Source organism: Chitinophaga sp. CF118 (genome assembly GCF_900112615.1).
Classification (GTDB): Bacteria; Bacteroidota; Bacteroidia; order Chitinophagales; family Chitinophagaceae; genus Chitinophaga.
Genome location: NZ_FOMK01000006.1, coordinates 270017 through 291212 on the forward strand (window position 1 = coordinate 270017; position 21196 = coordinate 291212).

General features: G+C 41.5%; 17 protein-coding genes. 7 read left to right on the plus strand and 10 right to left on the minus strand.

All coding sequences use genetic code 11. The features are described from left to right. Positions 1–115 precede the first annotated feature (115 nt). Positions 116–637, minus strand: coding sequence for a hypothetical protein (locus BM176_RS23235; RefSeq protein WP_090106730.1), 522 nt, complete (start codon positions 635–637; stop codon positions 116–118). 128 nt (positions 638–765) lie between these two features. On the opposite strand from BM176_RS23235, the gene BM176_RS23240 reads away from it, so the two are divergent. Next, complete coding sequence (locus BM176_RS23240; RefSeq protein WP_090106757.1) at positions 766–1668, plus strand: Nif3-like dinuclear metal center hexameric protein; 903 nt, start codon at positions 766–768, stop codon at positions 1666–1668. A 125-nt stretch (positions 1669–1793) separates the two neighbouring features. Here BM176_RS23240 and BM176_RS23245 read toward each other — a convergent pair whose 3' ends face one another. Both BM176_RS23245 and BM176_RS23250 read right to left on the minus strand, forming a co-directional pair. Beyond that, positions 1794–2276 carry a group II truncated hemoglobin gene (locus tag BM176_RS23245; RefSeq protein ID WP_090106731.1) on the minus strand — a complete coding sequence of 161 codons (483 nt, stop codon included), beginning with the start codon at positions 2274–2276 and terminating at the stop codon, positions 1794–1796. Next, positions 2258–2668 carry an antibiotic biosynthesis monooxygenase family protein gene (locus tag BM176_RS23250; RefSeq protein ID WP_218162268.1) on the minus strand — a complete coding sequence of 137 codons (411 nt, stop codon included), beginning with the start codon at positions 2666–2668 and terminating at the stop codon, positions 2258–2260. Before BM176_RS23250 ends, BM176_RS23245 begins: the two co-directional genes overlap by 19 nt. A 91-nt stretch (positions 2669–2759) precedes the next feature. Here BM176_RS23250 and BM176_RS23255 point away from each other — a divergent pair, with 91 nt between their 5' ends. After that, positions 2760–3125 carry a winged helix-turn-helix transcriptional regulator gene (locus BM176_RS23255; protein ID WP_090106732.1) on the plus strand — a complete coding sequence of 122 codons (366 nt, stop codon included), beginning with the start codon at positions 2760–2762 and terminating at the stop codon, positions 3123–3125. 75 nt (positions 3126–3200) lie between these two features. Here BM176_RS23255 and gap read toward each other — a convergent pair whose 3' ends face one another. From gap to BM176_RS23285, 6 genes are all read right to left on the minus strand, one after another. Next, positions 3201–4211, minus strand: coding sequence for a type I glyceraldehyde-3-phosphate dehydrogenase (gap, locus tag BM176_RS23260; RefSeq protein WP_090106733.1), 1011 nt, complete (start codon positions 4209–4211; stop codon positions 3201–3203). Between the two features lie 18 nt (positions 4212–4229). After that, positions 4230–5222: a GlxA family transcriptional regulator gene (locus tag BM176_RS23265; RefSeq protein WP_090106734.1), complete on the minus strand. Its 993-nt coding sequence runs from the start codon at positions 5220–5222 to the stop codon at positions 4230–4232. A 71-nt stretch (positions 5223–5293) separates the two neighbouring features. Then, a complete protein-coding gene (locus BM176_RS23270; protein WP_090106735.1) occupies positions 5294–5707 on the minus strand; it encodes a DsrE family protein in 414 nt (137 codons plus the stop codon). 24 nt (positions 5708–5731) lie between these two features. Further along, the gene (locus BM176_RS23275; RefSeq protein WP_177230507.1) at positions 5732–6694 is read right to left on the minus strand and encodes a c-type cytochrome; all 963 of its coding nucleotides are present in this window, start codon (positions 6692–6694) and stop codon (positions 5732–5734) included. Between the two features lie 24 nt (positions 6695–6718). After that, positions 6719–7426: a hypothetical protein gene (locus tag BM176_RS23280; protein WP_090106736.1), complete on the minus strand. Its 708-nt coding sequence runs from the start codon at positions 7424–7426 to the stop codon at positions 6719–6721. Positions 7427–7678: 252 nt separating this feature from the next. Then, a complete protein-coding gene (locus tag BM176_RS23285; RefSeq protein ID WP_090106737.1) occupies positions 7679–8491 on the minus strand; it encodes an AraC family transcriptional regulator in 813 nt (270 codons plus the stop codon). 327 nt (positions 8492–8818) lie between these two features. Here BM176_RS23285 and BM176_RS23290 point away from each other — a divergent pair, with 327 nt between their 5' ends. The 3 genes from BM176_RS23290 to lodB all read left to right on the plus strand — a co-directional run bounded on the left by BM176_RS23290 (position 8819) and on the right by lodB (position 16887). Beyond that, entirely contained in the window at positions 8819–13321 is a 4503-nt protein-coding gene (locus BM176_RS23290; protein ID WP_090106738.1) for a putative Ig domain-containing protein, read from the plus strand. A 417-nt stretch (positions 13322–13738) separates the two neighbouring features. Beyond that, positions 13739–15775: a CTQ-dependent lysine 6-oxidase LodA gene (lodA, locus tag BM176_RS23295; RefSeq protein ID WP_090106739.1), complete on the plus strand. Its 2037-nt coding sequence runs from the start codon at positions 13739–13741 to the stop codon at positions 15773–15775. Further along, a complete protein-coding gene (lodB, locus tag BM176_RS23300; protein ID WP_090106740.1) occupies positions 15775–16887 on the plus strand; it encodes a lysine-epsilon-oxidase maturase LodB in 1113 nt (370 codons plus the stop codon). Before lodA ends, lodB begins: the two co-directional genes overlap by 1 nt. A 38-nt stretch (positions 16888–16925) precedes the next feature. On the opposite strand, the gene BM176_RS23305 is transcribed toward lodB, so the two are convergent. Beyond that, a complete protein-coding gene (locus BM176_RS23305; protein WP_090106741.1) occupies positions 16926–17912 on the minus strand; it encodes an MBL fold metallo-hydrolase in 987 nt (328 codons plus the stop codon). Between the two features lie 112 nt (positions 17913–18024). Here BM176_RS23305 and BM176_RS23310 point away from each other — a divergent pair, with 112 nt between their 5' ends. Both BM176_RS23310 and BM176_RS23315 read left to right on the plus strand, forming a co-directional pair. After that, positions 18025–18417, plus strand: a complete 393-nt coding sequence (locus BM176_RS23310; RefSeq protein ID WP_090106742.1) for a winged helix-turn-helix transcriptional regulator — start codon at positions 18025–18027, stop codon at positions 18415–18417. Between the two features lie 217 nt (positions 18418–18634). Continuing rightward, a complete protein-coding gene (locus BM176_RS23315) occupies positions 18635–21148 on the plus strand; it encodes a glycosyl hydrolase 115 family protein (RefSeq protein ID WP_090106743.1) in 2514 nt (837 codons plus the stop codon). The last annotated feature ends 48 nt before the right edge of the window (positions 21149–21196 follow it).

Genomic DNA, 21196 nt, shown 5'->3' on the forward strand with positions numbered 1-21196 from the left:
AATGATGCCAGAAAAGCAGAAAATTATTAAGTGTATTCCGATTATTAAAATGTCATTAAAATTTTATCTGAAGAGAAAATTAAGTCACTCAAATTATTAAAATCTCCTTAAAATTTTATCTGAAGCGAATATTACGAGTTGCTCCAATACCAACATACTGTAAATTTCCTGCATCGTCCTGATTTCTGAAAATTCCATTATAAAAGACAAAAACATTCCAGTTGTAGTTATGATAACCAAGCTGGGGTCTTGTATACACACCCCCTGTCGCACCCGAAACACCGATCAGGAAACTATATCCAAGATCAACTCCTGCAAAGAATCCTGTGCTCTTAGGATAATATCTGAGGAATCCACCTAAAGGAATAGTGCCAAAATTATCATATCCATTTTCAGGAAAGAAGTGGTTGTATCCTGTTGTAATACCTATTCCCAGATGCTTTGTAGACATGAGCTGTCCTTTTAATTCAATCCCAAGTATAAAACTGCTGATATCACTAAGGTCTCCAAATGGAATACCTCCATTTAAGCCAACTTTCAACCATGAATTTTTACTTGTCACTTCTTCTGGCTGGGGTTGAGAGAATGATTTAGCTGATAGTATTACTGCAAACAAGAATAAAATAATATGTTTCATACTTCATAGCTTTACAGTGTGTTCACAAACGGCGTACCATTTCCCCTACCAACTAAACCGTTTGTATGGTACTTTTCATAACATCGTTGGAAATACTTATATTTATAAACACAGGTAAATTCAGCATTATGCAAAATGAAGTTAACAGACGGAAGTTCATCACCAATATTACAAAGGGTGTTGGCTCAGCAGTTATATTATCATCGCCATTGGTAAGCTTTGCTTCCGGCTTTCTCAGAAAGCCTGTTACAGTAGGAGAGATTATAGATCTTTTTAAGAAAGAAGTTCCTCATGTAATGGGCGCGGACACTGTAGATACATTAAAAGCCGGTGACAGGGATATTGTAGTAACCGGTATTGTAACAACCATGTTCGCTACAATAGAAGTGATAAGAAAAGCTATTGCCCTGGAAGCAAACTTTATCATTGCCCATGAACCTACTTTTTATAATCACCACGATGAAACAAAATGGCTGGAGAATGATGAGGTGTATCGTTATAAAGCGGACCTGTTAAAGCAGTATAATATTGCCGTGTGGCGTAATCATGATTACATTCACAGCACAAAACCGGATGGTGTAACAGACGGACTGGCAGAGCAGTTGGAATGGAAAAAATATCAGGAGGCGAATCAGGTGATCTATAATTTACCTGCAGGCTTAACTCTCAAAGCACTGATTAATCATCTGAAAACAAAGCTACATGTTCAGACGGTACGTTATATTGGAAACCTTGATCAATTGTGCAAAAAGATTTTGTTTCTACCTGGCGCTCCCGGTGGCACAACACAAATTAAAACTACCAGCAAGATGAAACCAGATGTACTGGTATGTGGAGAAATATCCGAATGGGAAACTGCAGAATATGTGAGAGATGCCCGCGCCAAAGGACAACAATTATCATTAGTAGTGGTAGGACATATTGCCAGTGAAGAACCCGGATCAGCATTTATGGCGCAATGGCTTAAAAATAAATTTCCTGAGATAAAGACATCGCATGTACCGGCTGGTAATTCCTTATCCTTTTTGTAGATCAATGGTACACTCAATTCAGAATACATCGCGTCCTAAATCTCAAACGCCTAATCCATATAAATGAACAAGAGGCTATGAGAAATGAAATTATTTCTCACAGCCTCTTGTTTTATGTCTGATTATTAATTCCCCTGATATGGCCCTTTCGTTTCACCCCAGCCCCATTCAGGCATAGGTTCTTTTTCATTAACAGGGTTTTCGCTGGTATTGGAATTGATAACAGCTATCCGGCTGCCCCATTCTAAATAGCCTACAAAAGCCGAACGGAATTCCGGATCATTGGCAAGCCCAATTTCATCAGCGGTTTCCAGTAAAAGATTCATCCATCTTTTTCGTTTAGACTCATCCAGCATTTTATTCAGATGATGGGAAATCATGATGGCATGACTTCCTTTATCTTCTTCAGAATAAAATTTAGGTCCGCCAAAAACTTCAGCAATGAAATGAGCTACGTGTTTGCTATGGTCGCCAGACATATTTTTAAATACCGGCGACAGCAATTCATCTTGTAGTACTTTCTCATAAAATACTTTCGTCAGCTTTTCAAGGATATCTTTACCTCCAGCCCAATCATATAGCGTGGGTATTACTTTTCTTTGCTCCATGATACAGATGTAAGATTATAGTGTTTCATTTCCTCAATATTAGTGAAAAATTGCCGTACCAAATTAAAGAAACCACCGAACTCACTACTTTTCCTGAACTTGCTTAAATGATCATCCATTGATGTCCAGTGAATGGTAACAATATAATGTTCAGGCTCTTCTTCTCCATGTATAATCTCGTAACCTAAACAATAAGGCGAGGCTTGAAGAAACTTACCAGCATCGCTATATGCTTTCTCAAAATTGCTTCGCTGCTCCTGTGGAATTGTGTACCTGATAATTTCGACTGTGTAATTCTTTGCAGTATTCATATTTTTTTTGTTGGTTTGCGCTATGCTAGTGCTGGTGAAGAACAATCCAATTAACAAGAGCAGTTGACTAATGGTTTTCATAATGAGTAATTGAGTAGCTAAATTATCCGAATATATTTATTCACGCAATAGCTTACCTAAAAGTAAGCCCTGTTAATATCTTAGATAGATCATGATAAAACTTAACGATAAAACATTTACCTGTCCTATTGATGTAAGCCTTCATTTTATCAATGGGAAATGGAAGATATTGATTCTTGCACATCTGCATAGATTTGAGAAAAAGAGCTTTAGTGAAATAAGGGATAACTTACCGGGAGTATCAGAGAAAATGCTGACTCAGCAACTTAAACAATTGGAAGGCGATGGGCTAATAGAAAAAATTGAACTATCGTTAAAACCTTATCGAGTGGAATATACTTTAACAGATTTGGGAAAATCGTTTGCTCCGATGTATGAGTTTTTAAGTCAGTGGGGTATTCAATATTTAAAAGAAAATGATATTGATTATCTGAAAGATCAGGAGTTGTATAAATAGCCCGTCGTTTTATACATAAAAGGGGCAAATCATTATCAATATGATTTGCCCCTTTTACTTATTCTGATTTATACCTTACGCTTCAACCAGGTTATTCACCTTGCCGGCCAGTTCTACAGTCAGTTCTGCCAGCCTGTTAGAAATACCTACTTCATTATCATACCAGGACACCACTTTTACCAGATTACCAATAGAACGTGTAAGCGTACCATCTATGATAGAAGAATGTGTATTCCCTAATATATCTGCAGATACCAGTTGTTCTTCAGTATATTCCAGTACTCCTTTTAAAGAGTTGGAAGCATGATATTTAAACAATTCATTTATCTCTTCGGCAGATGCTTTCTTTACCAGGTTTAAAGACATATCAGCTATTGATCCGTCTATAACAGGTACGCGATAAGAGAATCCATCCAGTTTACCTTTTAATGCTGGCAATACATCTCCTATAGCTTTCGCAGCACCTGTGGTAGTGGGTATAATAGATTGTGTAGCAGCACGGGCTCTTCTGAAATCTTTATGCGGACCATCCTGCAGCATCTGATCCATTGTAAATGCATGTATAGTACTCATGAAACCGGATGCAATACCATATTCATTATCCAGCAGATATAACAAAGGAGCAATACAGTTGGTAGTACAGGATGCTGTAGAAAGAATAGTATCAGCTTCTGTGATCTGTTCCTGATTCACACCTGCTACAATTGTTTTCACATTACCAGTGGCGGGGGCAGTAATCAATACTTTCTTTGCGCCTGCAGCAATATGTAATTGCGCCAGGTCCCTTTGTGTAAAGCGACCGGTTGATTCAATCACTACATCTATTTGTAAATCTTTCCAGGGCAGTTTTTCAGGTGCTCTCTCATTCAGGAGCAGTATTTTACGACCATTTACAATAATGTACTGATCTTTTTGTTCTACTGTACCGGCGAACTTTCCGTGTGAGGAATCATATTTGAAAAGATGCGTTAACAGCTGAATGTCTGTCAGATCGTTAATGGCAACTACTTCTATGTCTTTTTTATCCTGGAGCGCTCTTAAGGTCATTCTACCTATGCGTCCAAATCCATTGATAGCTACTTTCATGATATTATTTTTTAAGTATTAATCTTCAATTGCATGAAGTGATGTTCTGAATGAACGACGGTAATCGCTTGGCGATACCATCATATGACGGAGGAAAGTCCGCCGCATGGAAATCAATCCGCCAAGACCACATTTCTCTGCTATCTGATCCATACTCAGATCACTGTCTTCAAGATATTTACGTGCCACTTCTACACGCACTTTTTCTACAAACTTGGCCGGTGTAAGTCCGGTTTCTTTCAGAAACACACGGGCAAAATTGCGTACACTCATACTACTATGTGCTGCCAGCTGCTCTATATTGAGATCTTCTGCCAGGTGATGTATCATCCACGGATATAACTTTCCCGCTATTGAATTTTCGAAGCTATTAATCTCCAGCATCTTACTAAACTGCGATTGATACCCCGGCCTTTTAAGATGCAACACTAGTCTGCGTGCCACCCGCAATGCCACCTCACGGCCATGATCTTCTTCCACAAGTGCAAGTGAGAGGTCTATTCCCGAGGCCACTCCTCCGGAGGAATACACATTACCATCGCGAGTAAAGAAAGGATTCGTATCTACCTTCACCTTTGGATATCGCAGCTGAAATTGCTGACTATGCTCCCAATGCGTTGTGGCCTGTTTTCCATCAAGAATGCCGGCCTCTGCCAGTGCATAAGTCCCAACACAGATAGAGCCAATACGCTGAAGATGAGGGTAAGTATCTTTCAGCCATTGAATAAAAGGGATACTTTCCTGCATTTGGGCAATTGAGAAACCTGCTATGATGAGGGTATCAATAGGTTGGGTGATGGAAGTTGCTATCACCGGACAAATAATTTCCAAACCGCTTTTGGTAACGATCTTCTTTGTATGGAGCGGGGAAGCCATCAATATCTCATAACCGCCCTCATCTTCCAATGCTTTGTCTGCCGCAGCAAACACATCACAGGGACCGGCAATATCCAGCAGGAAGGTGCCCGGCATAGGTACAACAACGATTAATTTCTTCTTTACCCTTGACATGATGCAAAGGTAGGGAGTAAATAGGATGGCTCAAATGACATATTTTATACAATTTCGGCCAAATGTTGTATTCAATGCGCTGATTTTATATAACCCCAGCCTTCTTTTTGTTTGCTGATGATTTCATAGATAGCATCAGGTACAACATCTACACCTTGTACCAGCTGATTGGCTTCCTTATTATTCCGTTTCATAGTAGCGCCGCATACTTTTACACTAACCTTATTATTTTTGGTAAGGTCCATTATATCATTTGAAATTGTTGATTTATCCTTTAGTACCATATCCAGTGCATCACCATAAACAGCCACTTCCAGCTTGGCATCGGGCCTTTCTTTCATGATACCGTTTATTTGCCGTATAATGGTTTTATGATCGGCAGGATCTTTACTGGTGATGTCGAATATTACTTTGTAATCGGTTGCCTGGGCAAAGGATAAAATATATCCCAGCAGGAGTCCGGTGAGAATAAGAAGCTTTTTCATAATGAAATTATTAGATGTTAGGAATTATTTCGCGGGTACTTTTGCCTTCTTTTGTTGAACAATAGGACCAAAGGGGCCGTATTTATGTTGCTGTTCAGTAAATGTGTCACTGAAAGGTCCAAATGGCAAATCGACTGGTTTGGTATTTATAACAGGCCAATCTTCAGGAAATTCTTTGAACGGGCGTGGCTGTGAGTTCACAAAAGCAGCCACATCCCAGGCCTCTTCATCCGTTAGTTGTTGCGTATTATTATTGGTGGGGGATGTCCCGAAGGGCATATTATCTTTTACATAACCTGCAAACTTCGATAGTCTGTAAATACCGGCTCCCGTATTATAACTGTTCTCTCCCCATAATGGCGGATATAAATAGCCAATCGCATCTGGTTGCCCAGCCCCATCTTTTCCATGACATTGCTGGCATCTTTGTTCAAACACCAGCTTACCTCTTTTGGGATCTGCAGCTCTTGCCAGGTATTTCAATTCTTTTATTCCACTTCCAGGAGGTTTATATCCCTTCCGTACGTTCTTGCCAAGCCAGTGCATATACGCTATTATAGCCTTCAATTCCCGGCTGTTACTATCGAGTGCGCTACCGTTGAGACTCCTTATAAAGCAATCATTGACCTTTTTCTCCAGCGACTCTACAGTACCACTCCTTTCCCTGAATTTTGGATATGTGGCTGCACTTCCTCCATAGTTATTCCCCCAGGGTTTAGTACCTGCATTCAGATGGCAATTCTGACAATTCATACCGTTACTTATACTGGCCACTTTTCCATCAGGGCCAAGGTATAAAGATGTATGAGCTATCAGATCCCGTCCATACATGATCATTGCACCATTGGCTGTATGTGGAATTATAGCCGTATCTGGCGCTGTCCATAATCCTGACTGCTCTTTTTTATGAGCTTTTTTGTTAACGATCGTTATAACAATAACCAGTATCAACCCTGCAATTAACGTCATCCACAACTTCCTGATCATATTCGATTGTTAAGGAATCAATACTTATCCTGCAAAGCAATAACCACAACTCTTTTCCTGTGCTCGTCCAATTGCCCACATTCCGGAAGGTACCACCTGGATACCGGGTAAGAGGCCATTAAGCCAATCCTTTCTTACCTCTGCAGCATCCATCGACATGTTTTGAGCTACTATTGCGCTATATACTGTGATGGCCATATTACATACACAGAATAATACTCCGCTATCCTGCAATTCATTTATACCTATTGCTACATCCCCAACACCCGGAACTTTAAAATCTCCTGGTTTAGGCTGCCAGAATGGATTCCGGAGTGCAGGTGCTTTGGTCATCGGGTCATCTGCCTTAAATACTTCTCCAAATTTATATTTAGGCCACAACTCATTTTTCATGGCATATGGTATTGCATCATGCCGCAATACAACTACCACTCCACAATCTTTTTCCGGCGTACCGGTTGCTTCATTTGTAAGTAAAAATATTTTTGCCCATGCAAAAGGAAAAATATCATGCGGACGGGTAACATCAATCACCACACGGTGTTTACCTTTAATTTTATTTACCCAGGCTTCTGGATCATCATTCCCGCTATCTACTATTCCTTCATTTTGGAATGCCGCCTGTAAGTTAAGTGGAGCAAGAACCGGGATGCCCATAATTGTTGCGCCGGCAACGATCTTTCCTAAAAAATCACGGCGGTTCGTGATTGCAGCGTCTACGATATGTTTCATATAATTATTGTTTAGATGAGTATGCTGGATTTACTACATTATGTTTGTGGCAAACACATTTATTTGCCATTGGTTAGATTAGCTTACAGTATTACATTAAATAAGGCTTAGGGGAAACGGTTAAAATTATCAGACTGATTTATGCTAAAATCATAAGTAGGATAGTGTCTCAATTAATTCAATATGTACAAGAGGTATGACTACAAAATTAGGGAAGTTAAAAGGGGTTTAATTGGATAAAAGTGACAAAGTTCAAAGTCCGAGTGCCTGCTCCAGATCTCCCCGGAAGCCTGGATACACGTGTGGAAGATACCCTGAAAAATGCTTGAATTCATGAATGAAATGACTCTGATCGCAATAACCGAACTTTTCAGCCAGCTGTATCCATTGGAGAGAAGGTTCTCTTTCAATATACTCTATTGTTCTTCTGAAGCGAACTATGCGGCAGAATGTTTTCAGATGAACACCTGTTTGTTCCAGGAAATTCCTCTCCAATGTACGTTTGGTTAGATAGGTGCCAAACTCTAACTGCCGGATGGTAATATTTCCATTAGCCGAATAGATGAGCTGGATGGCTTCATCTATATTTCTGGAATGAGTTTTTTTAAGCAATAACTGATGGATGAGAAATGTTTCAAGTATACGTACCTGTTGTTCTCCGGTTGCACATTCTCTTATTCTCTCCCCGATTTCATGCATTTGAGGGCCAACCACATCAAACAAATCCCTGCTTTTATTATTAAAGTAATGTGCCGGTATCCGGAAAAGTTTAAACCAGGCGCCTGGCCTGAGGTTTACAACGAAGCTCTTCATGCCTGCTGCAATACGAATCTTACATATATTATCATTGGGTCCTACAATAAAATCCGGAGCAGAATATTCACAATTAACAATATCATAAATACTATTTACCGGACCAAGATTGAATGTAATGTTTTGAATAAGATGTGGCAATATTACCATCTCCTGATTACCCTCATCCGGAAAATCAGTATGCAGGATTAAATAAGAAACTATATAAGCCTGCAGCAATTGATGCGGTTGGAATGATTGCACCTTGAACATGATCACATACTTTGGGGTTCTGACAGATTGTACGAGAAAAAATAGAACCACTAATAATTTATAAAACAATGAGTTCCGTAAGAAAAGATAAACATATAAAACGACAAAACCCTATATCAGGATACCACCTATCAACCCTAAACGAATAAGTATTTAAATGGAAAATAATATCATTATTTTTTAAATATTAATCTAGTTGTTATATTTACATAACTCCGGGAGTTTATAACCCGGGAATGTTTGCATTGCTGTCGTAGAGTTCAATCAAAATTGTCTTTATAATTTCTTTTCGAAAACCTACAGTGAATAACCACTTCAATACTATCTATGAAGGACATATCTACTATTGTAAAAACGCTGCTATTGTTTTTTGTCATGGGCATTTCTCCGGGAATAATGGCGCAAAGATTTATGCATCCTGGTATACCATTTACAAAGAGTAACCTGGACCAGTTAAAAGCAAATATCACAAAGGAACCCTGGGCATCTGCATATAATTCCTTTAAGAACAATGGAAGATCCAAACTGGACTATGGAATGAAGGGGCCATTTGTTGAAGTTGGGCGGTCGCCCGATATTAACCGGACAGAATGGCAAAGCGATATGATCGCTATTCATAATCTTGCATTCATGTGGATTTTTACAGGAGATGAAGCCTATGCCCGCAAAGCTACAGATATGCTGGATGCCTGGGCCGTTACTAATACTGTATGGAGTGGAATGGAATCGATGCTTGACCTTGGCGATTATGCACGTTACTATATAACTGGCGCGGATATACTCAGAGGTACCTATCCGGGTTGGACGGATGCGAATACAGCACATGTAAAAAATTATTTTGAAAAGGTTATCTGGCCTACTTCATGGGTACCTAATCCACTCAGGGATCATAACAAAGGTGCAATACAATTGGAAATTGCGTTAGGAGTATCCGCATTTTTAGATGATAAAGAAAAATGGGATCAATCTATTGAAGTATATCGTATGGACGCAGGGGGAGGTTTGCGTAATAGTTTACCAGAGGGAGAGGTTGCCGATGCCGGCCGTGATGATCATTGGTTTGCGCAGATAGATGCACTGGCCTGGGATGCTGAGGTAGCCTGGAAACAGGGCGTTGATATGTTTGCTGAGCTGGATAATCGCATGCTGGCAATTGGAGAACTATATAACAAGTATGCTATTGATCCTACCGGAATGAAATATATTCCTTTTGGGGGATACTCTGTTTATTATACTAATTGGGGAATACCCACCGGTGCACGTCATCAGAATCCTTTTAATAATATAATCCAAAATGCCTATTCACGTCGTAAAGGGATAGCCACTCCTTATACAGACCAGATGCGTACCCTGGTGGGCGAAGGCGCTCTTTCATTTATTTTTCTGCCATCTGAAGACACGTCAACGGCTAAAGTTTTACCTCCCATAGTATATCCGGCTACCGAAGCTGTTACTCAACTGACCAATGTAGATATAGGTGCAGTAAATATAGCAGGGAGTGCAAATTACAGTAACGGTGTGTGGACTGTAAAAGGAGCTGGGAAGTCTGTTCCCGATATAGTTAATTTCTCTTTTAAGCCAGTTACGGGCAACGCTGCGATTATTGCTAAGGTTGAAAGCAATTCAGCAGGGGGCGCAATTACCGGGCTTATGATCCGTGAGTCACTGAATGCAGGCACAAACTATATAGCGTCAGAACTGCATGCATGGGGTGGAATGAAATCAGATGGACGGGGAGAAACTGCACGGACTTCAGGAAGTCATGGTCAGCCTGTTGCTCCCTGGTGGCTCAAGCTGGAACGCGTGGGAAACAGGGTATTTACCTATCACTCCCAGGATGGGATTCACTGGTCCAATAATGCGTTATATATTATACCATTCCCGGCAGATACTTACATTGGTTTGTATACTATATCAAGTAATACCTCTGCATTAAATACTGTCATATTCAGCAATGTATCAATTACCAATACATCTCCATCAGGGGCGCCTGTTATCAATAGCGCAACTTCCATCCAGGGTAGTCCTGGTACAACATTTAACTATGCTATAACTGCCACGGCTAATCCTGCAAGTTACAGTGCAACAGGCTTACCCGCAGGTTTAACTATAAATACAACTACTGGCATCATCAGTGGTATTCCTACTGTACTTGGGAAAACTGTGGTTACTTTGAAGGCAACCAATGCAAATGGTACGGGTACGGCAACACTGGTAATAAATGTAGTCAGCAATATAGTTCCTGGAGTGCCTCCCCGTTTAGCTGCGAATGTAATTAATGGCAGCAGCGTTAACCTTTATTGGGGACCATCTTCTAATGCGGCCAGTTATTCTATAAAACGTGCATTGTCGGCCGACGGACCGTTTATCACTATCCAATCCGGAATAACCGGTAGAAACTATATTGATGCAAATCCTGTTCCCGGTGTAAATAATTATTACATTGTTACCGCAGTAGCAGGAGATCTGGAAAGTGGAAATTCAGTTGTAGTTGTTGCGATAGTTCCGCCTGCCGCGCCAGGAAAACCTGTTGTGATCAACAAGAACAACGAAATAGATTTAAACTGGCCGGTAGTTGCATATGCTGATACCTATTATATAAAACGCAGCACAGTCAGTGGCGGACCATATACTACCATCGCCACAGTTTCAACAAACAGTTACGTTGATCTGGATGTAACCAATGGCAGCCCTTATTATTATGTTGTTTCTTCGCTGGCAAATTCGCTGGAAAGTGAGGATTCGCCTGAGGCTTTTGGCGTGCCTGGCGCCAGCAGTGCTACCTGGAGCGCTACACCATCATCCGATACCTGGAATCTTGGAACTGACTGGGTAGAAGGCAGCATACCGGCAAGCCCGGCCATTATAACATTCCAGGCTTCAACAGATACCGTTTTAACCAATGATATAACTGGACTGGAAGTATCAAGGATTTTTTTTGATACAGATGCCGGTGCATATACTAATGGTGGCAACAGCATTACTTTGAAGAACGATCTTGTAAACAATTCATCAAATGAACAAACATTTACCATTCCAATGCTTTTGACCAGCAATTTGAATGTAATTACCAATACACAGAATATTATCCTTTCAGGTATTATCAGCGGTAATGGTACACTTCTTAAAACAGGTCAGGCATCTCTTTTTATGAATGGAGCTAATACCTATTCAGGCAATACCACCATTAACGGAAATACCGGCGGATGGCCTCCGCAAAACGGAATTGCAATATCAGGTAATGGTCAGGGTGTTAGTGGCACGCCTACCTCTGGGCCATTGGGGACCGGGAAAATCATTATGAACGGAGGTTCCATGTTCAGTTATACGGACGCTACCCTATATAACGATATTGAAATTAGTGCAGGGAAATGGAGTTATTTTTATCAGACCGGAGGTGCAATGATCCTGAAAGGAAGACTTACAGGCAGCGGCACCATTGTAGAAGATTGCAATACTTATTCCGGTTTGCGCCTTTCCGGAGATAACAGCAGTTTTACCGGTGAGTTCAGAACAAAAAACCGTAGTGGCTATCATCGCGTCTTCTTTGATAATGCGGCGGCAGGTAGTGCCAAAGCGGTCTGGATCCTGGAAGCAAATAATGCTTATGGTCACATTTTGAATTTTTCGTCTGGCACCCTGTATTTTGGTTCACTTTCCGGAGGTGGATATATCCGAAGCTATACAGGGACTCCAACAATTAATATAGGAGCATTAAATACGTCTACCACTTATGGAGGTACCATGCGGGACTTAATAAACATAGAAAAAGTTGGTACCGGAACTCTCACATTCACAGGGAATAACATTTACTATGGTATAACTACCATACTTAATGGAAGTTTCTTACTAAATAATAATCCGGAAACCGGTACGTTTAACAGTCCTGTAACTGTTACTGCAGGTACATTTGGCGGTACAGGCAAAAGTACGGCAACTGTTACTGTTGGAACAGGATCCGGAACCGGGGCAACGCTGGAACCTGGAAACCTTGGGGTAGGAACGTTAATCACAGGTGCGCTCACTATGAATCCCGACGCGACCTATAAAGTTGAACTTGATTCCACAGGTGCAACCGCAGATAAAATAATTGCTACCCGCGTAGTGCTCAACAATCCGCGGTTATCATTTATATCTGCTAATACAGATTTATCACTCTCCCGTGGTGCTTTTACAATTGTTGACAATACAGGAAGTGATACTGTTACTGGTACTTTTAATGGTTTGCCGGAATCGTCCCTGATCTCAATCAATAATCTCAATTTTCGTATTACCTACAAAGGAGGAACAGGTAATGATATTGTGTTAGTGGTTGATAGTAGTCTGTCTATGTTAATTATCAGTGCTAATGCATCCGTGGCATATACAGAAAATAAGTTTAACTATACTATTACTACAAATATGTCATCTTCCGGTTTCCATGCCACTGGCTTGCCAGCAGGACTGACTATTGATACCATTACCGGAATAATATCCGGTGTACCTCTTAAAGAAGGAATATACATTGTAGAGCTGAGTGCTACAGGTGATGCAGGAACCGGCAGCAGGATATTAACATTAACTGTGAAGAATAGTCTTGCACTTAGAGAGGATATGACTGTACGATTGGATTTATTTCCTAACCCGGTCAGCGATAAATTAATTGTACAACTAAGTAGTATAAGTGCGGGTGCTTTCATGAATGTGTATAATAATCAGGGGATGCTGTTATATACACAAAGTTTGACGGAGGCCGTTACTACAATTGATGTGCAAAGATGGATACCGGGTTTGTATTACATCAAAATCTATAACAAATATCTCTTTGCAGAGAAAGTGATTAAACAATGATGGTGAAAAACGTTTGATGTATAATATTTACAAAACCCGCTATACTAGCGGGTTTTGTAATTTAAAGTAAGTTTTAGGGCAGAGAATATTTTAAATTTTATTAAGTCTTTGAACAACTGTTCAGCAAATTTGTTATATTTGGAAAGCTCCAAAAAATCCGGAAAGAAGGAAATATAAAAACACAAATGAATGCATACCACATAATTTACTAACCACATATTATAACCCCGATTTAAAATTTCTCTTTACGTTAATAACAATGTAATAGCTGTTGAGCAATCCTCATTCGACAGGTATATACTAATGAAGATAACTGGTTCGCACTGTTAATAGACACAACTGGTATTTGTAGAAAATACCCTATTGGATCATTTTGTAAAGTCATGTGTACTCAAGAATAACTAAAACCCCCAAAATATGTTAAGTCTACATCCTTCCGTTGGTGTTGCACGCATCGGAAACAGTCCAAACGAAATCTATCTTGCCCCCGAAAGTATTGGAGGTCTGCCATTCGACGCAGACGCCAATGGTAACGCTACCGGCGTTGTTATTAATTTCAAAGATGGCGCAGGACTCGTAAAGCGACAAGGGCAACCTTTCCGGATTTATAATGATGATCAAACAGAACTCACACTGGATTCTCCAAATGTAAGTGCAATCACCTGGACTGTACATCTGGCAAACAAAAAAGCGGCCTGGTATCAATACAGCGAGTTAAAAGGAAATCTGCTTTATGGACAGACAAACAGTTATACCGCACAAAACGTACCCTGGCGCAATGAAAAAATAACAGGTACTGCCAGGCAGGAACTCATCGTTGATCCTGGTCCCAGAATCATTTCCGGAAGGGATCAGTCAATAGGATTCGATAGGGCTAGCGCCCCTGCTGGTTACCCGGTTCAGTATCCCTCCGAAATTGTTGAATATGGAACCCCCATTATTACCTTAGGTAATCTTTTAACAGACAGTAAAGGCCGGCTGGTTGTACTTGGTGGTTACGGACACGCTGGCGGTGATGAACCGCTTACCAGCTATGGTGGCTCTGATACCTGGCACGATGATACTTCTGACGGTACTGTATATTGTACCGTAACATTTAATGATGGAACTCCGGATGCAGAACTTTCTGCCTGGGTACTTGCATGTTCGCCGGATTTCGCACCTGAAATTGTGAATATTTCTAACCTTAGCGACACCATGTTTGATGTTGGTGTGCGGGAATTCGGTCTTGTACCTGATATGTATAATCAGGATGGATGGAATATGAGTTATATGGCGAATTTTAAGCGCGATATCTTGCCGGTTATCAATCGTATAAGTCGTTATCAGTGGGTGTCTAATGTACAATCCATGATGGCTTTTACTGCCAATACTTTCGACTTCTCCGATGCCTCGCAAAGTAATATGACTAACCGCAAAAATTATTTTTCCTACTTCCGCGAACTTGATGGCACGCCACCAGTACTGCCTCCCGATGAACAGCCGCAGCAAATACTGTTCAAAGAAAATAATATTGAGCATTTCCCAATGATGCCGCTAAATTCCGGTAGTAATTCGGTTAGCAATGCAACCGTCCGGAAATTTCTGGCGCTTGATGCAACGCAGTATTTCTTATTTAATCAGTGGGCCGAAGGTCTCTTTACCAATAATGACCCTGAAGCGAATCCCTTTCCGGTAAGCAGGCACAATACAGCAAGTGTGGGTAACTGCGTAGGGTTACCAATGTGCCCGGGAATTGAGGTAACATGGAGTTTACAAAATAAGGAAGTGTATTCCGAACCCTATGTTATCTATGATCGTAATGTGAATTATGCATTAACAGGGCTGACCCCCCAACGCGATGAATGTGAAGGTGGTGGCTGTGAACCAGGTGACCTGACCAAGCGGATGGCTTGTCCGTGGCAGGCAGATTTTTTCCTGTGTACTATCCAGTATATCAACTTTACGGATCCTGAAGTGAACAAAGTTGAAGGCATGCCGAAACCGCCTAACTACTATTCTTATTGGTGGCCTCCACAAAGTCCATGGGATGTTCTTACAGGTGAAGTCACCCCTGAAGGACAGGCAGTAGCAAATAATCCAGCAGGAGTACAGGTAAACTACGCCCGTGGTATTAATAGTTTTGTGCAGATGGTGGAACATTGGTCAGCCCTTGGATTTCTGCGTAACAGAAATGTAAGTGATGCGGGATTCCCTTACATCGTGGAAACAGAAAGAGTTAACGAACTGTTTTCATATCAGGATGTTCCTGTGGGTACTATTAGCGGTAATCCGGAAGATGATGAAACTACCATTCCCGTATTTTTTATTCAACAGAATAAAAACATCGTGAAAAAACAAAGTCTGCGTGGTGAAAAGCTGGTTGCCCATCTCGAAGAACGCGCATTCAAGGCAATTGCGCTAGCTCCGGAAGGACTGCCGCTTCCACGTTCAGGAACCCGTAATCGTTTTTAATGGCGTCTCATATTCAAACTGATGTTCTCATTTTAGGCGGCGGCCCTGCGGGTGCCGCCGCTGCTTTATGCTTGTTAACTCACACTAAACTCCGGGTCATCATCGTAGAGTCTGGGGCTTTCGAAGGAGGTCGTGTGGGCGAACACGTAGAAGCAAGCATCTTCGACCTGTTGAAGTATTTAAAGATAAGCCGGGAGGAACTGGACAAGGAAGGAATAATAGAAGGATATGACAGCCTCGCGGCCTGGGGAAGTGATCACATTACATCACGGCACTCCATATATAATATAGAGGGCAGCAGTTACCAGTTGGACAGGGATATATTCGACCCGTTTCTTGTAACACAGGTTGCCGCCAGAGGTGGCCAGTTGTTTCCAAATACAAAAGCATTGCATTTTAATCAGGCAGAAAATGGCGATTGGTCTGTCCCCCTGCGTCATAAAACAAAAGGTAATTTCACTATAGATGCCCGGTTTCTCGTAGATGCAACAGGGAGGCAGGGGCAGGTATGCCGGTATCTCGGTTTGGCCCGGGAAAAACATGATGAGCTGGTAGGCATTGGCGCTTATTTGCACGTTCGCCATGATGAGCTTCTTGCACAACGTATACTTCTTGAAACGGCAGAACAGGGATGGTGGTATTGCGCTACGTTGCCAGGGCGTCGCCTCGTGGCAACGCTTTTTACAGATGCAGATTTAACAAAGAAGCATAAGTGGCAACAAGCGGTCAACTGGACAAAGTTACTTTCTTCTACACGTCATCTTCGTCACTTAACTGATGGAACTGTTGCATATGGAAAGCCATGGGTACGCAATGCTTTTTCTCAATTTACAGAAACCGGGAGCCGTACAAACTTTTTAGCAGTAGGCGATGCTGCTGCAGCATTTGATCCCGTTTCGTCGATGGGTATTGGTTTTGCTATTTCTTCTGCTTGCCATGCAGCAATTGCTATACATCAGTTTTTGCTTGGGGATGAAACTGGTGTAGTTTTATACAGAGGGGATATTGCAAAGCATTATAATCAATACCTGCAGTTGCGTTTAAGCTATTATAAAAATGAACAACGCTGGCAGGATTCTCCATTTTGGCAACGACGTTTAGCAAAAAACTAAACATGACTCCCGCCAGCGTTCTCATTTAGATATCGTTATTAACCCGGTATGGGATACGTTTCCATAACCCATTCATATGCTTCTCCTTTACTCCGTACATGGCCGATTCCCGGCCAGGGAAGATGATAGGCGAATACCTTGGTTTTACCTGCCGCCAGTGCCGCAAGCTCCTTCGTTCTTGTGGCAGCCGCCAACGCAGTATCGGTATCTCCGGAAAATCCCCACTCTGAATGCGGGAATTGCAATACATCGGAATGAAGGAGATCAGCAATATGTACCAATTCTTCTCCGCCGGAATATACATGTACCAGTGTATGACCGGGAGTATGTCCTGCTGCCCGTTGTAAACGGATACAGCCGAACAGTTCTGCCTGATCGTCGAATAAACGCACAGAAGGTTTTAGTATTTTCAATATCTTATGAGTTGATACCAGTACCTGTTTCAGCAGTTCTGAATTAATCTTACTCTTTGAAAAATCCGGTTTATCCGACATCCAGAATGCATACTCAATAGCAGAAAGATAAACCTGCGCTTTGGGAAATACTAAACTTCCATCCCGGTTGAACAAGCCTCCGATATGATCCGGATGAGCATGTGTAATAATAATATCTGTTACCTGTTCCGGAGTAATACCTGCATCGGCCAATGATTTTGGAAGCCAGCCAGAAGCGCTGCCGAAATCCATGTCAAATCCGGTTCCGGTGCCAGTATCAATCAGGATAATTTGCTTACCCTTACGAATGGCAAGGATATTTATTCCCAGGTCTATTTCTGAAGTAGAGCGGAAATTGTTTACCAGCAAGCTATCGACTGTTGCTGATGGAATACCGGCTGCGAAGTTAGGTTGTACCGGAGTCATCCGGATAGAGCCATCAGTAATAACAGTCAATTCCAGTTCTCCTAACCGGAATTGGTGAAAGGGGCGTTGTTTGATACTATTCTGTTGTGCCAATAAGCGCTTCAATGGGAGGGAAGCACTTACTCCTAATAAAAATATGTCTTTTAATAAGGCTCTTCGTTCCATGTTTCCTAAATTTGTTTCAAAGGTATCTATGTCCCATTGTTAAGACAAGTATGTACTTTTTAGTATCCAGGATACCAAAAGTATACTAACATTGATTATCAAATAAATAAAGTTGAAAGACAGCAAAAAAAAGGCAGAAGCTCCGGTTTGTAGTATTGATTATGCATTCCGTCGCATAGGTGGTAAATACAAAGGCCGGATCCTGGTATACCTATGGCGGAATAATGTACTTCGTTATGGTGCGTTGCGACGTAGTATTATTGACATTACTCCTAAAATGCTCACGCAAACATTACGGGAACTGGAAGAAGATGAACTGATATGCAGAGCGGTATTCCATGAGTTGCCTCCCCGTGTGGAATATAGTCTTACCAACACAGGATTGCGACTGGTTCCATTTATCAACGAACTAAAGGAATGGGGAGACCGGCAACTGATCAAAGGGAACATCCCATCACTGGCTCCTTTGGAAGCTGATGGAAATAACCCTAAAGCAACCTGTTAGCCTCCTGTTCCGTATTTTTAAAGAAGCAAAACATCATTGCTCAACCAGTATTTCAGCTGGTTTAAATTCTCTCGTTTCTGATTTTCATTTTGTATTTTAGAGATAGTTATATACTTGTCAACAGAGAAATAATGCCACGGTATTACATACGACGACCTGCCAATCAACATGTTAAGCCTCTATTTTGCTGAACCTATAGCACAACATTTTCTTTCGTATGAATAAAAAGACGTTTCTAAAATCCATGTTTTCGAAGAAGATCAATTTTATCCTGATTTTTCTTTTTATCTGTCAATATCAGCTCTCTGCTCAGCAAAATCCTGTGGGAATCACGTATAAAGCTTCTCAGAAAAGTTTCCCTCTTGCAACTAAGAACAAAGCGGCCACTATAATTTATGATCCGCAGGATGCAGAAGTAGTGGGCATCGCGGTGGAAGCCTTAAAGAGCGATATCAAACAGGTTACTGGAATTGAGACCACTTCTGCCTCAGCCATCAGTTCCAAAACATATCCTGTAATTATAGGTACGCTGGGTAAATCTGCAATTATAGACCAGCTTGCAAAATCAAAGAAAATACAGACCGTCCGGATACTGCATCAATGGGAAACATTCTGTATCAGTTTAGTATCATCTCCTGTAAAAGGTGTTGACCAGGCTCTGGTAATCTTTGGTAGTGACCCAAGGGGTACGGCTTTTGGCGTATTTGAGCTTTCCAGGATGATAGGTGTATCGCCCTTTGTATGGTGGGCAGATGTTGTACCGGAGCATAGAGATGAACTGTATGTTACAGGTAGTAAAAGTGTGGAAGGTCCGCCTTCCATAAAATACCGTGGGATATTTATTAATGATGAAGACTGGGGACTGCAGCCCTGGGCCGTCAAACATATGGATACTGTTATAAAAGATATTGGTCCTAAAACTTATCAGAAGGTATTTGAATTGATGTTAAGAGTGAAGGCGAATTATCTTTGGCCAGCTATGCACCCATGTACGAAAGCATTTTGGTATTACCCGGAGAACCCTGTATTGGCCAGGAAATATGATATTGTGCTGGGTGCCAGTCATTGTGAACCGTTATTAAGAGGAAATGTATTTGAATGGGATCATAACTTTAAGCATGAATATGGTGTAGAGCCGGGAGAATGGCGTTATGATAAGAATAAAGAGCAGATAGACAGATATTGGAATGACAGGGTATTACAGTCTAAAAATAACCCGGCTGTTTATACAGTAGGCATGAGAGGTATACATGATGGTGCAATGCCCGGCCCTGCCTCCAAAGAAGAGAAGAAGAAACTACTGGAGCAAGTGATAATCAACCAACGTAAAATGTTGAGTAATGGCCTTGGTAAAGCGGCCAGTGAAATACCACAAATTTTTTGCCCATACAAAGAAGTACTCGATCTATATAGGCTGGGGATGAAGTTGCCGGATGATATAACGCTTGCATGGGCTGATGATAACTTCGGATATGTGCGACAGCTTTCCAATCCTGAGGAACAAAAAAGAAGCGGCGGCAGCGGAGTGTATTATCACTTATCTTACTGGGGTAGTCCTCAGGATTATCTATGGCTGTCAACTATATCTCCAACGCTTACCAGTTATGAACTCACAAAGGCTTACGAGTTAAATGCCAGGAGGCTCTGGATATTCAATGTGGGAGATATCAAACCCGCCGAAATGGAGCTTCAGTTTGCGATGGACCTGGCCTGGAACATTCATACATGGACACCGGAACGAACATACCTTTATCCCGAATATTGGGCAGAAAACACTTTCGGGAAAGAGTTTGCTAAATCTATTGGTGATATTAAACGGGAATACTACCGGCTTGCTGCCGCAGGAAAACCTGAACAGCTGGACAGAATTCAATATTCTTCCGAAGAGATACAAAAGCGCCTGGCAGATTATCACTTGCTGGTGGCTAGATCACAGGCTATGGACAAACTTATCCCGGAGCGTTTGAAGGATGCTTATTTCGAACTGATCGGGTATCCGGTGGAAGCTGCCTGCAGCATGAATGAGAAAGTATTTTATGCAATGGAAAGTATGCAATTGGCTGCCGATGGCGATCAGAAAGCATTAGTTTACGCAGAAAAATCGCGACAGGCATTTAAAAAGATACAAGTGCTTACTGAACGATATAACAAAGAAATAGCCAATGGTAAATGGGATGGAATGATGAGCAGTGCTCCAAGAGGGCTTAAAATATTCCGGATGCCGGAGGTTGCTACACCAGAAATGATAAAACAATCAGCCGTTAATACGGCCTCTCCTGTTAAAGTTACAATAATACCCGCGGCAGATTATGTACAAAAGAGCGGAGGACTGAAATCCATAGAGGGACTGGGTGTGGGAAACAGCGGTCTCACGGTCTGGCCTATGTTGAAGAGAACATTTACAGATGCCGATATAACCGATGCCCCTTATGCCGATTACAAAATACAGGTCCAAACAGGGGATAACAAAATAACAGTAAGGTGTTTGCCCGATTTCCCTTTGTATAAAGGAATGAAGCTTAGATATGCTATTTCCGTAGATGGTTCAAAACCCGGGTTTGTAGATATTGCAGCGCTTGCCGAAACCAAGCCCTGGGCCGTAAACATTCTCAGGGGATACGCGGTAGGAGAAAGTGTTTACACCAGCAACGTTAGCGGCGAGAAGAAAGTGCGTATCTACTTCCCGGACCCTGGATTAGTAGTAAACGCCATTTTACCTGGTAAGCCGTAGCATTAGCAAAATTATAATTATTAACTTTCGGGGTGGGAATTAATCATC

Excerpts from the sequence above, each read along its gene's own strand:
- BM176_RS23315 (WP_090106743.1), top strand. The coding sequence starts at position 18,635 with ATGAATAAAAAGACGTTTCTAAAATCCATGTTTTCGAAGAAGATCAAT.
- BM176_RS23270 (WP_090106735.1), bottom strand. The coding sequence starts at position 5,707 with ATGAAAAAGCTTCTTATTCTCACCGGACTCCTGCTGGGATATATTTTA.
- BM176_RS23240 (WP_090106757.1), top strand. The coding sequence starts at position 766 with ATGCAAAATGAAGTTAACAGACGGAAGTTCATCACCAATATTACAAAG.
- BM176_RS23255 (WP_090106732.1), top strand. The coding sequence starts at position 2,760 with ATGATAAAACTTAACGATAAAACATTTACCTGTCCTATTGATGTAAGC.
- lodA (WP_090106739.1), top strand. The coding sequence starts at position 13,739 with ATGTTAAGTCTACATCCTTCCGTTGGTGTTGCACGCATCGGAAACAGT.
- BM176_RS23235 (WP_090106730.1), bottom strand. The coding sequence starts at position 637 with ATGAAACATATTATTTTATTCTTGTTTGCAGTAATACTATCAGCTAAA.
- BM176_RS23265 (WP_090106734.1), bottom strand. The coding sequence starts at position 5,222 with ATGTCAAGGGTAAAGAAGAAATTAATCGTTGTTGTACCTATGCCGGGC.
- BM176_RS23290 (WP_090106738.1), top strand. The coding sequence starts at position 8,819 with ATGAAGGACATATCTACTATTGTAAAAACGCTGCTATTGTTTTTTGTC.
- BM176_RS23275 (WP_177230507.1), bottom strand. The coding sequence starts at position 6,694 with ATGATCAGGAAGTTGTGGATGACGTTAATTGCAGGGTTGATACTGGTT.
- gap (WP_090106733.1), bottom strand. The coding sequence starts at position 4,211 with ATGAAAGTAGCTATCAATGGATTTGGACGCATAGGTAGAATGACCTTA.
- BM176_RS23245 (WP_090106731.1), bottom strand. The coding sequence starts at position 2,276 with ATGGAGCAAAGAAAAGTAATACCCACGCTATATGATTGGGCTGGAGGT.
- lodB (WP_090106740.1), top strand. The coding sequence starts at position 15,775 with ATGGCGTCTCATATTCAAACTGATGTTCTCATTTTAGGCGGCGGCCCT.
- BM176_RS23250 (WP_218162268.1), bottom strand. The coding sequence starts at position 2,668 with ATGAAAACCATTAGTCAACTGCTCTTGTTAATTGGATTGTTCTTCACC.
- BM176_RS23305 (WP_090106741.1), bottom strand. The coding sequence starts at position 17,912 with ATGGAACGAAGAGCCTTATTAAAAGACATATTTTTATTAGGAGTAAGT.
- BM176_RS23280 (WP_090106736.1), bottom strand. The coding sequence starts at position 7,426 with ATGAAACATATCGTAGACGCTGCAATCACGAACCGCCGTGATTTTTTA.
- BM176_RS23285 (WP_090106737.1), bottom strand. The coding sequence starts at position 8,491 with ATGTTCAAGGTGCAATCATTCCAACCGCATCAATTGCTGCAGGCTTAT.